The 13,826-nt window shown below is 70.8% G+C and carries 11 protein-coding genes; 6 read left to right on the forward strand and 5 right to left on the reverse strand.

Translation table 11 applies throughout. From position 1 onward, the window contains the following. Positions 1-66 precede the first annotated feature (66 nt). The 5 genes from KUF83_RS01765 to KUF83_RS01785 all read left to right on the forward strand — a co-directional run bounded on the left by KUF83_RS01765 (position 67) and on the right by KUF83_RS01785 (position 6,393). Positions 67-798 carry a response regulator transcription factor gene (locus KUF83_RS01765; RefSeq protein WP_217452700.1) on the forward strand — a complete coding sequence of 244 codons (732 nt, stop codon included), beginning with the start codon at positions 67-69 and terminating at the stop codon, positions 796-798. Next, positions 795-2,234 (forward strand): cell wall metabolism sensor histidine kinase WalK, encoded by a 1,440-nt coding sequence (locus KUF83_RS01770; RefSeq protein WP_217452701.1) that lies wholly within the window; start codon positions 795-797, stop codon positions 2,232-2,234. The genes KUF83_RS01765 and KUF83_RS01770 overlap by 4 nt, the downstream gene beginning before the upstream one ends. Positions 2,235-2,348: 114 nt before the next feature. Then, positions 2,349-2,987 carry a hypothetical protein gene (locus KUF83_RS01775; protein ID WP_217452702.1) on the forward strand — a complete coding sequence of 213 codons (639 nt, stop codon included), beginning with the start codon at positions 2,349-2,351 and terminating at the stop codon, positions 2,985-2,987. A 343-nt stretch (positions 2,988-3,330) separates the two neighbouring features. Further along, the gene (locus tag KUF83_RS01780; protein ID WP_217452703.1) at positions 3,331-4,155 is read left to right on the forward strand and encodes an intradiol ring-cleavage dioxygenase; all 825 of its coding nucleotides are present in this window, start codon (positions 3,331-3,333) and stop codon (positions 4,153-4,155) included. Between the two features lie 153 nt (positions 4,156-4,308). Continuing rightward, a complete protein-coding gene (locus tag KUF83_RS01785) occupies positions 4,309-6,393 on the forward strand; it encodes a pectinesterase family protein (protein ID WP_217452704.1) in 2,085 nt (694 codons plus the stop codon). An 11-nt stretch (positions 6,394-6,404) separates the two neighbouring features. Here KUF83_RS01785 and KUF83_RS01790 read toward each other — a convergent pair whose 3' ends face one another. From KUF83_RS01790 to KUF83_RS01800, 4 genes are all read right to left on the reverse strand, one after another. Continuing rightward, the gene (locus KUF83_RS01790) at positions 6,405-8,192 is read right to left on the reverse strand and encodes an ABC transporter ATP-binding protein (RefSeq protein WP_217452705.1); all 1,788 of its coding nucleotides are present in this window, start codon (positions 8,190-8,192) and stop codon (positions 6,405-6,407) included. Positions 8,193-8,311: 119 nt separating this feature from the next. Then, positions 8,312-8,443: a hypothetical protein gene (locus KUF83_RS42505; protein WP_302828472.1), complete on the reverse strand. Its 132-nt coding sequence runs from the start codon at positions 8,441-8,443 to the stop codon at positions 8,312-8,314. A 234-nt stretch (positions 8,444-8,677) separates the two neighbouring features. Next, positions 8,678-9,922 carry a DUF2993 domain-containing protein gene (locus KUF83_RS01795; RefSeq protein ID WP_217452706.1) on the reverse strand — a complete coding sequence of 415 codons (1,245 nt, stop codon included), beginning with the start codon at positions 9,920-9,922 and terminating at the stop codon, positions 8,678-8,680. A gap of 91 nt (positions 9,923-10,013) precedes the next feature. Next, entirely contained in the window at positions 10,014-11,825 is a 1,812-nt protein-coding gene (locus tag KUF83_RS01800; protein ID WP_217452707.1) for a bifunctional UDP-sugar hydrolase/5'-nucleotidase, read from the reverse strand. A gap of 215 nt (positions 11,826-12,040) precedes the next feature. Between KUF83_RS01800 and mshD the strand changes: the two genes are divergently transcribed. Continuing rightward, complete coding sequence (gene mshD / locus KUF83_RS01805; RefSeq protein ID WP_217452708.1) at positions 12,041-13,018, forward strand: mycothiol synthase; 978 nt, start codon at positions 12,041-12,043, stop codon at positions 13,016-13,018. Between the two features lie 145 nt (positions 13,019-13,163). Here the strand turns inward: mshD and KUF83_RS01810 are convergent, their stop codons facing one another. After that, positions 13,164-13,826 (reverse strand): ABC transporter, encoded by a 663-nt coding sequence (locus tag KUF83_RS01810; RefSeq protein ID WP_308402884.1) that lies wholly within the window; start codon positions 13,824-13,826, stop codon positions 13,164-13,166.

The raw sequence follows: 13,826 nt of genomic DNA on the forward strand, positions 1-13,826 counted from the left end.
GCCCTGAAACGTGCGAGGCTGAAAACGCCCTGAGCACGTCCCACCGCACCCGAGGAACTGACCGCGATGAGCCCCGCCGAAGGCGACCGTGAACCCCAGCGCATCCTGATCGTCGACGACGAGCCGGCCGTGCGCGAAGCACTCCAGCGAAGCCTCGCCTTCGAGGGGTACGGCACGGAGGTCGCCGTCGACGGCGCGGACGCGCTGGAGAAGACCGTCGCGTACCAGCCCGACCTGGTCGTCCTCGACATCCAGATGCCGCGGATGGACGGGCTGACCGCCGCCCGCCGGATGCGGGGCGCGGGCACGACGACGCCCATCCTGATGCTCACCGCCCGCGACACGGTCGGCGACCGGGTCACCGGACTCGACGCGGGCGCCGACGACTACCTGGTCAAGCCCTTCGAACTGGACGAGCTGTTCGCCCGGGTACGGGCACTGCTGCGGCGCAGCTCGTACGCCGCCGCGGCGGTCGGTGTCCCGGCGGACGACGCGCTCACCTTCGGCGACCTGCGGATGGACCTCGCGACCCGGGAGGTCACCCGGGCCGGACGTCCCGTCGAGCTGACCCGCACCGAGTTCACCCTGCTGGAGATGTTCCTGGCCCATCCGCGCCAGGTCCTCACGCGGGAGCAGATCCTGAAGGCGGTCTGGGGCTTCGACTTCGAGCCGAGCTCCAACTCGCTGGACGTGTACGTGATGTACCTGCGCCGCAAGACGGAGGCGGGCGGCGAGCCGCGCCTCGTGCACACGGTGCGGGGCGTGGGGTATGTGCTGCGGTCGGGTGGGGCGGAGTGAGGAAGGTCGCCCGGCTGGTGCGTGCTCTGCCGCTCCGGTCACGACTGTCACTGCTGACCGCCGCGGCGGTCGCGTTCGCCGTGGCTGCGGTCTCCGTGACGTGCTGGTTCATCGTCAGGGACCAGTTGTACAAGCAGGTCGATGAACAGCTGCAGAGTGCGCAGGTCTCACCGCCGCTGCTCCAGAGCATGTTGCGCAACTGTCAGCTGTCAGATCCCCAGGATCTCCAGCAACCGCCGAGTTCCCCCATCGTCACGATCTTCTACTCGGACGGGTCCACCTGCACGAATCCGATCAACCCGACCGTCCCGGTGCAGGACGCGGACCTGGAGGTGGCCAAGGGCACGGCTCGTAGTGCCACACACTCGGCCACGGCCGACGACGGTACAGACGTACGCGTCTTCAGCCAGCAGGTCCTCGACGGCAAGACCGGGCAGGTGCAGAGGGGCATTGCGGTCTCCATCGCCAAGCCCTTGAAGGACGTCACGAAACCTCTGTCCTCGTTGGCCTGGATTTTGCTCGTCGTCTCCGGCATCGGGGTGGTGGGAGCCGGTGCCGCGGGCCTCTGGGTCGCCCGCGCGGGCCTCCGTCCTGTCGACAAGCTCACCGAGGCCGTCGAGAACGTGGCCCGTACCGAAGACCTCACCATCCGCATCCCCGTCGAGGACGACAGCGAGGACGAGATCGCCCGGCTCTCCCGGTCCTTCAACTCGATGACCGCCTCGCTCGCGAGCTCCCGTGAGCTGCAGCAGCAGCTCATCGCCGACGCCGGTCACGAACTGCGTACCCCCCTGACCTCCCTGCGTACGAACATCGAACTGCTCACCCGCAGCGAGGAGACAGGGCGGCCCATCCCCGAGGCGGACCGCAGGGCGCTGCTGGCCTCGGTCAAGGCGCAGATGACCGAACTGGCCGCGCTGATCGGCGACCTGCAGACGCTGTCGCGGTCGGACGCGGGCACCCCGGCCGACCGCGTGCAGGTGGTCGCGTTGCAGGACACCGTGGAGGCGGCCCTGCGCCGGGCCCGGCTGCGCGGCCCGGAGCTGACGATCACGGCCGCCGTGGACCCGTGGTTCGTGCGGGCGGAACCCACCGCCCTGGAGCGGGCCATCGTGAACATCCTCGACAACGCGGTGAAGTTCAGCCCCCGGGGCGGCGCGATCGACGTGACCCTCAAGGGCGGCGAACTGACCGTGCGGGACCACGGCCCGGGCATCCCCGCCGACGAGCTCCCGCACGTCTTCGACCGCTTCTGGCGCTCGCCGAGCGCTCGGGCGCTGCCCGGTTCGGGCCTCGGCCTGTCCATCGTCGCGCGTACGGTCCAGCAGGCGGGCGGCGAGGTGACGCTCCACCCGGCGGAGGGTGGCGGCACGGAGGCGACGGTACGGCTGCCGGGGGCTCCCACACCGCCTCCGGACCTGCCCGGCCAGGAGTGACACCGAGCGGGAACAGGCGCGGGACCGACGCCGCCGCCGCGACATACTCGCCGGTATGCGGCCACACTGGTGAAGAGGGGGGTGCCCTTCGGGGGGTTCCCCAAGGAGGCCACGATGACGGCTCCCACACCGAAGGCCGGAGCGGGCGTGCTCTGGCCGGGCATCGCCGGAGCTCTTTCCGGCGGCCTGCTGATCGCCGGCCAGCTGCTGTTCTGGCGCACGCCGGAGACGGACTACCGCGGCGCGGTCGTCGACGTGGTCAGGTTCTACCGCGACGACGGCAACCAGGCCCTCGCCGAGGTCACCGTCCTGTTCCTGCTGGCCGCGGGCCTGCTCTTCCTGTGGTTCCTCGCCGACCTGGCCCGACGCTCGAACACCCGGTCCACGCTGGTGCTGGTCGGCGGCACGGTCTTCACGATCGGCATCATGCTCGCGGGGCTGGCCGGCAACGTCTTCGCGATCACCGCGAACCACTCGGACGACTTCGTGGTGGTCCCGAGCACGGCCCTGCTGTCGATGGTCCTCATCGACGTGGCGTACGGGGCCATGATCGCCGCCATGCTCGGCGCGGCCGTCCTGCTGTTCGCGGTCTGGCGCGCCGGTGTCCTGCCCGCCTGGCTGACCTGGACGGGCTTCGCGATCGCCGTCATCAGCCTGGGCGGCCCCTTCACCGCCTGGATCACGCCCCTGCTCCTGGGGGTCTGGCTGGTCCTCGCGGGTGTCCTGTTGATCATGGACACGGACCGGACCTGACGGGAGCCGGCCCCGCGCCCTGCCCCGCACCTCCTGACGCAGGCCCCCCGGTTGTTCCGGCGGGGCCTGCGTGCCGTGTCGGCCCGCCTGGGAAGGCGTCTGCTTGATGCCGTCGACGACGGCCCGCAGCCGCCACGCCTCCATGAAGGTCGCGGCCATCACGTCCTCGGCCGTCGACCAGGTTCGCAGCGTTCGTCCGCGAGGAGTGGGCCGGTCCGTCCCCTCAGCCGGTGAACAGGCTTCCCCTGGATGGTCCACAGGCAATGCGCCTACTCTCACTTTCAAGCAGCGGGCGGGCGGGCGGACACGGACGCGGCCACCGACAGGCATCAGGAGAGCGGCCATGAGCGAAGAACTGCACGATCACGACAGAGGTCTCTCCTTCGACCTGCCGACACTCCACCGGCGGAAGATGATCCGGCTGCTGGCCGGCGTCGGCCTGGTGCCGCTGGTGGGATGCAGCAGCGACGACTCGGACGGCGCGGCCTCCTCGGCCTCCTCGTCGTCCGGCTCCTCCTCGGCCTCCGCCGGGGGCGCCGAGTGCGAGACCATCCCCGGCGAGACCGCGGGCCCCTACCCCGGTGACGGCTCCAACGGCGTGAACGTACTCAAGGAGAGCGGTGTCGTCCGCAAGGACATCACCTCCAGCTTCGGGTCGGCGAGCGGCAAGGCGGAAGGCGTACCGCTGACCGTGACCCTCACCGTCGTCGACGCCGACTCGGGCTGCGGCACGCCGAAGGAGGGCGCCGCTGTGTACCTCTGGCACTGCGACCGGGAGGGCAACTACTCGCTCTACTCGGACGGCGTCACCGAGGAGAACTACCTGCGGGGCGTCCAGGAGACCGACGCGAAGGGCCAGGTCACGTTCACCAGCATCTTCCCGGGCTGCTACACCGGCCGCTGGCCGCACATCCACTTCGAGGTGTACGGCAGCCTGGAGGACGCCACCGGCGCCACGTCCATCACGGCCACCTCGCAGCTCGCCTTCCCGAAGGACGTCTGCGACACCGTGTACGCGACGGACGGCTACGAGAGCAGCGTCCAGAACATGGGCCGGCTCTCCCTGGAGACCGACATGATCTTCAGCGACGGCTACGACCAGCAGTTGGCGACGACGGAAGGCAGCGTCGAGAAGGGCTACACGGCCACCCTCACGGTGCCGGTGTAGGGGCCGGCCCCCTGGTACTCCCCACTCCCACCCCGGAACGCGCCTCCGTCCCCTCCCCCGGGACGGAGGCGCTCCGGTGTCACGGCAACCTTTCCTCCGCGGGCGGCGACCAGCAACCGACTCCCCCCTCCCCGGACTTGAACGGAAGCCGCCGTGAGTGTGAATCGCAGCAAGGCCCGCCACCGCAGGCGCAGGACCGCCGTGGCCGCCGGTGTCCCGCTCGCCCTGGGCGCCGCCGGTGTCATGGCCTACGGCACGGCGTTCGGTGTCTTCGGCGAGGACGCGTCGCCGAAGGCCTCCGCGGCCACCGTCGCGAACGCCTCGGCCGCCGCTCCCGCCTGGGCCGCCGACGTCGCCGACGGTTTCGCCTCGGTCGACGCGAAGGGCCAGAAGGGCACGTACGGCGGCCGGGACGGCCGGACCGTCACCGTGAAGACACTCGCCGACCTGGAGAAGTACGCGACCGCCGAGGAGCCGTACGTCATCGTCGTGGCCGCGACGATCGACATGAACCCGGTCGGCAAGGAGATCAAGGTCAGGTCCGACAAGACGATCGTGGGCCGGGGCACGTCCGGGCAGATCGTCGGCGGCGGCTTCTTCCTCGGCACCGGCGTCCACAACGTCATCATCCGGAACCTGACGATCCGTGACTCCTACCAGGGCGTCTGGAACGACAAGGACCACGACTTCGACGCGGTCCAGATGGACGGCGCCCACCACGTGTGGATCGACCACAACGACCTGCGTCACATGGCCGACGGGCTCATCGACGTCCGCAAGGACAGCACCAACGTGACGGTGTCCTGGAACAGGCTGAGCGACAACAACAAGACCTTCGGCATCGGCTGGACCGAGAACGTCCTCACCGACATCACGATCCACCACAACTGGATCCGCGAGACCGAACAGCGCAACCCGTCCACGGACAACGCGGCCCACGCGCACCTCTACAACAACTACCTGGAGGACGTCGCGGGCACCGCCGTCAAGTCGTCCTACGGCAACTACTCGCGCGGCAGGACGAAGATGGTCCTGGAGAACAGCTACTTCCAGGGCATGAACAACCCGGTCACCAAGGACGCCACGGCCGCGGTCGTCCAGCGCGGCAACACCTTCTCCGGCACCAGCGGCCGCAACGAGAGCGGCGGCACGGCCTTCGACCCCACGTCGTTCTACCCGTACACGCTCGACAGGACGGCGGAGGTGCCCGCGCTGCTCAAGGCCGGCACCGGCCCGCGCACGTCGATCGGCACGGCGAACGCGGTGAGCACCGCGAGCACCAGGGCCGCGACGCTCACCGTGGCCAAGGACGGCTCGGGGCAGTACAGGACCGTCCAGGCAGCCGTCGACGCCGTCCCCGCGAACAACCCCTCGCGCGTGGTGATCCAGGTCAAGCCGGGCACGTACCGCGAGACGGTCAAGGTCCCGTCGAACAAGCCGCACGTGACCATCCAGGGCACGGGCGGCAGCCGCAAGGACACCGTCATCGTCTTCAACAACGCGTCCGGTACGCCGAAGCCCGGCGGCGGCACGTACGGCACCGGCGGCAGCGCGACCGTCGCCGTCGAGGCCGACGACTTCCAGGCCCGCAACCTGTCGATCAACAACGACTTCGACGAGGGCAGGAACCAGAGCCTGAACGGCCACCAGGCCGTGGCGCTGCGCACCGCCGCCGACCAGGTGTTCCTCGACGGCATCATCACCGACGGCGACCAGGACACCCTGCTGCTGGACACCGCGGCCAAGGACAGGCTGGGCCGGGTCTACGTCACCAACTCCTACATCAGCGGGAACGTCGACTTCGTCTTCGGCCGGGCGACCGCCGTGATCGACCAGTCCGTGATCACCCTGAAGAAGCGCTGGGACGGCAGCTCGGCGGGCTACATCGTGGCCCCCAGCACCACGGCCGACCGCAAGGGCATCCTCATCAACCGCACGGTCGTGAACGGTGACGTGTCCGCCGGAAGCTTCTTCCTCGGGCGCAACTGGCACGCGGGCGGCGACGCGGCCCTGCGTCCGCAGGCCACGGTCCGCAACTCCACGCTCAGCGCCGCGATCAAGTCGACCCCGTGGTCGGACATGGGCGGCTTCTCCTGGAAGAACGACCGCTTCGCGGAGTACAAGAACACCGGGCCCGGCTCGGGTGCCGCGAGTGCCAACCGGCCGCAGCTGACCGACACCCAGGCCGGCGGCCAGGAGGTCGCCGACTGGCTGGGTACCTGGAAGCCGACCGCCTGAGGTCAGGCCGGTCACATCCGTCCGGCTGGGGAGCGCGAGCCGCGGGCCGCTTCCCAGCCGGGCACGTCCGCCGGCAGCGGGCCCGCGAGCCGCGCGTACGTCCCTCCGCGGGCCGTCAGTTCCTCGTGCGTGCCCTGTTCCACCAGGCGTCCGCCGTCCACGACCAGGATCCGGTCGGCGTCCGGGGCCAGGGTCAGATCGTGGGTGATCATGAGGGTCGTACGGCCGGACACGAGGCGCCGCAGCGGCCGTACGACCCTGCGTGCGGCGAGCGCGTCGAGCCCGGCGGTCGGTTCGTCGAGGACGAGGACAGGGGCGGGCCGGAGCATCGCGCGGGCGATGGCCACCCGCTGGAGCTGCCCGCCGGAGAGCACGGCCGTGCCGGGTGAGATCAGCGTCCCGTACCCCTCGGGCAGTGCCCGGACGAAGTCGTGCGCGTCCGCGTCCCGGGCGGCCCGCTCGATCTCCTCGTCCGTCGCGCCCGGCCGTCCGCAGGCGATGTTCTCGCGGATCGTGCCGTGCAGGACGAGGGTCTCCTGGGGCAGCAGGGTGACGTTCTCGCGCAGGAACTCCAGCGGTACGTCCGGGAGCGGGACACCGTCCAGCCGTACCGAGCCCGCGCAGGGGTCGTAGAACCGGGTGAGGAGTCTGGAGAGGGTCGATTTTCCGGCGCCGCTCGGGCCGGTGACGAGGACGAACTCGCCCGGCCGCGCGGTGAAGGTCACCTCGCGCAGACTGTCGCGCTCCGCGCCCGGATAGCGGAAGGACGTGCCGTCGAAGGAGACCCGGCCGCGTACGGGCCACGTCCGGACCGGTTCGGCGGGGTCGGTGACGGCGGGCTCGGCGTCGAGGATCTCCTGGAGCCGCCGGGCTCCGGCCGTGGCGGCGGTCAGGGTCAGGCCCAGCTGTCCGAGGTCGCGGACCGGCGGATAGAGGTAGCCGAGGAAGGCGGCGAAGGCGAGGAGCTGCCCCAGGGACATACGTCCCTGTGCGATCTCCCAGGCGCCGAGCCCGATGACCGCGAGGACGCAGAGCGTCTCGACGACCTCGACGAACTGCTCGTACATCTCGCTCGCGCGGGCTCCCCGCACGCTCGCCCGCAGCCAGGCGCGCGCCTCGCGGTCGAGCCGCTTCTCCTCCGCCCGGCGCCGGTTGTACGCCTGGGTGAGCACGATGTTGCCGAGGGACTCCTCGACGACCGAGGTGATCGCGCCGTCGGCGGTCCGCTCGTCCTGGGCGGCCGTCCTGATGCGGCCGGCGAAGCGGCGGGCCGCGACGAGGAAGAGCGGCGCGAGGAGGAAGGTGACCAGGGCGAGGTCCCAGCGGAGCCAGAGGGCCGCGGTGGAGTAGAAGAGCGCCGAGAAGACGGCGGACACCGCTCCGACGACGCCCGACACCACCATCTGTTCGATGGCCTCGACGTCACCCGTGAGCCGCTCGACCAGGTCGCCCCTGCGGTGCTTCTGGAAGAAGTGCGGGGGCAGGTCCTGGACGTGGCGGAAGACGCCCGCCCGCAGCCGCAGCACGAATCTCTCGGCCGTCCGAACGGCCAGGGAGTTGCCGAGGTACCCGACGGCCGCGCCGAGTACGGCCGCGGCCAGCCAGGCGCCCGCCGGGCCCCAGAAGGCGGCGAGCGAACCGGCCTTCAGCGCGTGGTCGGTGAGCTCCGCGAAGAGCAGGATCGAGGCCGTCTCCGTCAGCGCCGACCCGATCACGCAGGCGACGACCAGCAGCAGCCATCTGCGGTCGCCGTGTGTCAGCGGCCAGAATCGGGCGAACGCCTCCCGTACTTCCCGCATTCCGTTCAACTCCCTTTCCCCGCCCGTGTTCCATCCCGCGCTTTTCCCATTTCCCAGGCCGGGAAATGGCCGAGGCGGGGCCGCCGGAAAGAATCCGGGGCCCCGCCTCGCGGCATCGCCTACTTCTTGCCGACCGGACGGCGGCGCTGCTTCTTCGCACCGTGCTTCGGCGCGGGCGCCGGCGACTGCTTCCTGGCGGCCGGGGCGGGCTTGCGGGTCTTCTTGACCGGGGCGACCTTGTGGAAGCTCATGGGATTCCCTCTTTCTTCTGCGGTTGATTCCCTTTCGCCGTAAGCCCTGTTCGGCTTCGACATGGAAAACACTACGGGAGCGCAGAAGCGGAATTCGCCAATTTCGCTGAGACCTCGATGAATTGAAGCTGAGACCGTTTTTCAGACGCAACGGGGAACTGGACCCCTGTTCACACAGGATTTATTACGCCGCTCACCCGGAACTTATATGGCCGGGGCTTATACAGCCGGGACTTATCTGCCGACGGCGATGTCCCGGCCCGTCACCCGAACCCGGATCCCGTCCTTCTGGACGCGTACGTCACGCAGCCGCAGGTCGCCGCTCGGCGGCTCGGGAAGCCGGAAGCCGATGGAGAGGCGGTCGACGAGGGCCGGGCGCGTGAGGCGGGAGAGGCCGTCGAGGAGGGCCAGGTCGAAGCCGAGACGCTTGAGGATCTCGGGGTTGTCCACGGCGAGGTCGATGAGGTTGACCTTCATGAGCTGGCGGACGAACTTCGGGGAGCCGGTGAACTCGGCGAAGTCGTTGTCGTCGCTCAGCGCGGTCCGTACCGCGGAGTCGGGCACGCCGAGCCGCTTGGCGATGGCCGGGACGGACAGCAGTTCCTTGGCCTTCTTCTTCTCCTTCGCGAGGCGGGCGGCGGACTTGCGGGTCAGGTGCAGGCCCTCGGACTCGCGGGTGCCGGGCCGGAAGGTGGCCAGGTCGCCGATGTCCAGGCGCATGCCGCCGACCTCCGTCGAGATGCCGCGGTCGCCGTCCCGCCGGATCCGCGCGTCGGCCCGCAGCTTCAGGTCGTGCCCGGCGACGGGCAGGGTGCCGCGCGCCCGTACCTCGTCGCCGCCGTGGCCGCTGAACGTGACCTGCGAGGCGCCGAGTTCACGGTTCAGGTCGTCGAAGGAGAGCAGCACCTCCCCGTCGATCCGCGGAATGCTCGCGCCGCGTATGGAGGTGAGGCCGCCGTCGATGCGTATGCCCGTGGCCGTGGCCGAGACCTTGGCGAGGGAGACACGGTCCGCCTCCACGTCGGGGACGGTGACCGACACGGAGTCGATCCGCTTGTCGAGGACCTGGGTGACGAACGGGAAGCCGTCGATCTCGACCTCGGGCGCCGCGCTCAGCTTCAGCTGGTCCCTGACCTTCTCGGCGGCCGTGCGCTCGGCGTACAGGAGCGCCCAGCGGTCACCGAGGGCGAGGAAGGCGGCGAGGACGAGCACCGCGATGACGGCCTTGACGGCAAGGGACAGGCCCACGAAGGGACTTCGCCGGCGCCGGCGGGTCCGGCCGCGGGGAGTCCGGCGGCGCGTGCGCGCCACGGAACCCCTGCGGTGGTTGGGCGGCGCCCACTCCTCCTCCTTCGCGGCGTCGGCGACCGCGGGCTCCTCGTCGTACAGGAAGTCCTCAAGGGGTCCGTCGTCGAGGGCGGCGAGATCCTCGTACGGGTTCGGAGGGCCATGCGCCGCGATGGGATGGGGGGTACGCATCGTGTGATTCGACCATGCGTACCAACCCCACCCGCAACTCGAAAGAGCGGTTTGCGATCTACCTCACGGACAGTTCGCCGTTACCGGGCGGCTACTTCACGATGGTGATCCGGTCGGCCGCGGGCGGCGCGATCGGCTTCGTGGCCGAGGAGTTGGCCAGGAGGTACTTCTCCAGGGCCGCGAGGTCGTCGTCGCCGACCAGGTCTCCGGTGCCCTGGCCGAGGGTGGTGAAACCGTCGCCGCCGCCCGCGAGGAAGCTGTTCGTCGCGACGCGGTAGGTGGCGGCCGGGTCGATCGCGGCGCCGTTCAGCCTGATCGAGTCGGTGACGACACGGTCGGCGCCGGTCTTCGTCAGGTCGAGCGTGTAGGTGAGGCCCGAGGAGACCTGGAGCACCTTGGGCACGGTCGCGTTGACTCCGGTGACCTGCTCCTTGAGCACCTGGACGAGCTGGGCGCCGGTGAAGTTCTGCAGGTTCACCGTGTTGGCGAACGGCTGGACCGTGAAGCCCTCGGCGTAGGTGACCACGCCGTCGCCCTCGGTGCCCTTGGCCGCGTAGGTGAGGGGTGCCCGGATACCGCCCGGGTTCATCAGCGCGAGGTCGGTCTCCGCGTCGAGCTCCTTGCCGTACGCGAGCTGCGCGTCGGCGATCAGGTCGCCGATCGGGGACTCGGTGCCGACGTTGGAGATGTCACCGGAGATGTACCCGATGGCCTTGTTGCCGATCGGCGCCGCGAGGGTGTTCCACTTGGTGATCAGCTCGGTCATGTCCGGCGCCTTGGGCACCGTGCGCGTGACCACGTGGTTCGCGGAGGCGACGGCGGTCCGGGCGATGTCTCCGGTCCAGCGGTCGTACGTCAGCGTCGTGTCGGTGTAGAGCCGGCCGAAGGACGCGGCCGAGGTGACCGTGCGGGGCTTGCCCGAGGGGTCGGCGATCGTGCACGCGTACGCGGCGTGGGTGTGGCCGGTGACCAGCGCGTCGACCTTCGGCGTGATGTTCTTGGCGATGTCCACGATGGGGCCGGATATGCCGTCGCCGCCACCGGGCGAGTCACAGTCGTAGTTGTACGCGGCCGAGGCCGGCAGTCCGCCCTCGTGGATCAGCGCGACGACCGACTTGACGCCCTGCTTCTCCAGCTCCTTGGCGTACTTGTTGATCGTCTCGACCTCGTCCTTGAACTTGAGGCCCTTCACTCCCTCGGCGGAGACGACACCCGGGGTGTCCTCCAGGGTCACGCCGATGAAGCCGACCTTCACGCCGTTCCTCTTCCACACCCAGTAGGGCTTGAGGATCGGCTTCTTGGTCTTCTCGTCGAGGACGTTCGCCGCGAGGTACGGGAAGTCGGCGCCCTTGAACTTCTCGCCCTTCACATAGCAGCCGTCCGTGGGGTGGCAGCCACCCTTCTGGAGGCGGCCGAGCTCCTTGGCGCCCTCGTCGAACTCGTGGTTGCCGACGCTCGTCACGTCGAGGTCGAGCTTGTTCAGCGCCTCGATGGTGGGCTCGTCGTGGAACAGACCCGAGATCAGCGGGGAGGCGCCGACCATGTCGCCGCCCGCAGCGGTGACCGAGTACTTGTTGGCCTTGCGGGCCTGGCGCAGGTGCGTCGCCAGGTACTCGACACCGCCCGCGTCGATCGTCTTGGTGGTGCCGTCGTGCTGGATCTCGGTGACCCGGCCGGAGGAGCCGGCCGGCGGCTCCAGGTTGCCGTGCAGGTCGTTGAAGGAGAGCAGCTGGACGTCCTGGTAGCGGCCCGGCTTCGCGTGGCCGGGCTTCCCCTTGCCCGTCTCGCCCGCGGACGCCGGCATCGCGGCGACGAGGGCACCGACGGTGGCGACGCCCGCGGTCACCGCGAGGAAGCGGGTCGTACGGCGTCTGCGGCGGTACGGATGAGGTGTGGCTGACATGTGCCCCCCTGTGGGTCGGCTGAAATGTGGGCCCCGTCCGGCCGCAGCCTAAGGTCAACGCGCGTAGCGCGACAGGGGGTTCGTGGTTACGGACTGGTTGCCGTCCGGGGCACTTCGACGCGAACCGGACAGGCCGCGCAACCCTCGTGCCCCGACCGCACACTCCCCTGTCGGGCCACTTCGCCATGAACCGGACACGCCGTACTCTCGTACTCATGACCAGCGACGACACCGCACCGGCCGCCCCCGGCCTCCCGGGCCCGCTCGACCAGGGCGGCAGCCCCCCGGCCCGCTCCCTCGACACCCTCGCCGCGCTGCGCCCCGAGCAGACCGAGGCCGTGCTCGCGCTCCTCGCGGCGGCCGCGCGGGCGGACGGACAGCAGGCGGTGTCCGAGCAGGGCCGGCTGCAGCTGCGCGGAGGCGCGCGGGACGGGGTCCGGCATCTGCTGCTCAGCGTCCAGGACCGGCTCGTCGGGTACGCGCAGCTGGAGGACACGGACCCCGTCGAGGCGCCGGCCGCCGAACTGGTCGTCCACCCGGAGCACCGCGGCCACGGTCACGGGCGGGCGCTGGGCAACGCGCTCCTCGCCGAGTCCGGCAAGCGTCTGCGCGTATGGGCCCACGGCGGCCATTCGGCGGCCCGCCATCTCGCCCAGGTGCTCGGCCTCACGCTCTTCCGTGAACTGCGGCAGATGCGGCGGCCGTTGACCGACCTGGAGCTGCCCCGGCCGAAGCTGCACGACGGCGTCTCGGTGCGGGCCTTCGTGCCGGGCGAGGACGACGCGGCCTGGCTCGCCGCGAACGCCGCCGCCTTCGCCCACCACCCCGAGCAGGGCTCCCTCACCCAGCGCGACCTCGACGACCGCAAGGCCGAGCCGTGGTTCGACCCGGCCGGCTTCTTCCTCGCCTTCCGCGGCGGCGAACTGGTCGGCTTCCACTGGACGAAGGTCCACGAGGCGGAGGCCGGGGCCGGCGCCCTCGGCGAGGTGTACGTCGTCGGGGTGCGCCCCGGCGCACAGGGGGGCGGCCTGGGCAAGGCGCTCACCGCGATCGGTCTTCGTCATCTGGCGGAGCGGGGTCTGCCGACCGCGATGCTGTACGTCGACGCCGACAACAAGGCGGCGGTGACCGTGTACGAGAGGCTCGGCTTCGTCACGCACGAGACGGACCTGATGTACCGGTCGGAGTCCTGAACAGGGGCCTGAACAGGGGTCTGAACGGGGGCCTGAACAGGGTCCTCGCCGGGCGGGCGACGGAATGCCGCGGACCGTCCCGAAGGGGCGGGGCGGTCGGGCCGGTCGCGCAGTTCCCCGCGCCCCTCAGGAGAGGGCCGCGCCCCTATTGAGGGGCCGCCGGGGCTTGGCGCCTGAGGAGCGGCGGCCGCCACGGCGCCCTCAGCGGCTCGACGCACGCCCGCGCGCCCATCGCCGTCGCGAGGGCCAGCAGCACCGCCCAGCGTTCGTGGCTGCTGTCCCAGCGCGGATCGTCCGGGACCACCAGGAGTGCCCAGTCGCCGTGCGTCAGCAGGGCCACGGCGACCGCGGTGGACAGCAGCCAGGCCGACACCGCGACACCCGGCTCGGTCACCTGCGGACGCCGTACGACCAGGGCGGCCGCGGTGAGGGCGAACACCGCGGTGGCGGCCGCCTCCAGGGTGACGGCGCCCACCGGCGGCCGCGCCTCCCGCGGTACGAGGAGCAGCGCGGCCGTCCAGCAGAGCGCGGCCCACGGGGCGACGAGCGCCACGCGCAGGCCGATCCGCACCGGGCGCCGGGCCGGCACGGTCGAGGTGACGTGCCGGGCCGGATCGTCCAGCAGGAACGCGAGACCGAGGGCGAGAGCGAGCGCGGCGCCCCGCAGGGCGTAGAGACCGAGCAAGGGGTCGGGGGCCCCTGACTGCATGCGCGGGACACCGGCCAGCAGCAGCCCGGCGGCCGCACCGGCCGCGAGGGCGCGCCGGGGCAGCGTGCGCCACACGGGCCGGACGAGAGCACGGGTCAC

Source organism: Streptomyces sp. BV286, assembly GCF_019090165.1.
Lineage (GTDB): Bacteria > Actinomycetota > Actinomycetes > Streptomycetales > Streptomycetaceae > Streptomyces.

Excerpts from the sequence above, each read along its gene's own strand:
- KUF83_RS01765 (WP_217452700.1), top strand. The coding sequence starts at position 67 with ATGAGCCCCGCCGAAGGCGACCGTGAACCCCAGCGCATCCTGATCGTC.
- KUF83_RS01780 (WP_217452703.1), top strand. The coding sequence starts at position 3,331 with ATGAGCGAAGAACTGCACGATCACGACAGAGGTCTCTCCTTCGACCTG.
- KUF83_RS42505 (WP_302828472.1), bottom strand. The coding sequence starts at position 8,443 with ATGAGCTTCCACAAGGTCGCCCCGGTCAAGAAGACCCGCAAGCCCGCC.
- KUF83_RS01775 (WP_217452702.1), top strand. The coding sequence starts at position 2,349 with ATGACGGCTCCCACACCGAAGGCCGGAGCGGGCGTGCTCTGGCCGGGC.
- mshD (WP_217452708.1), top strand. The coding sequence starts at position 12,041 with ATGACCAGCGACGACACCGCACCGGCCGCCCCCGGCCTCCCGGGCCCG.
- KUF83_RS01790 (WP_217452705.1), bottom strand. The coding sequence starts at position 8,192 with ATGCGGGAAGTACGGGAGGCGTTCGCCCGATTCTGGCCGCTGACACAC.
- KUF83_RS01800 (WP_217452707.1), bottom strand. The coding sequence starts at position 11,825 with ATGTCAGCCACACCTCATCCGTACCGCCGCAGACGCCGTACGACCCGC.
- KUF83_RS01795 (WP_217452706.1), bottom strand. The coding sequence starts at position 9,922 with ATGCGTACCCCCCATCCCATCGCGGCGCATGGCCCTCCGAACCCGTAC.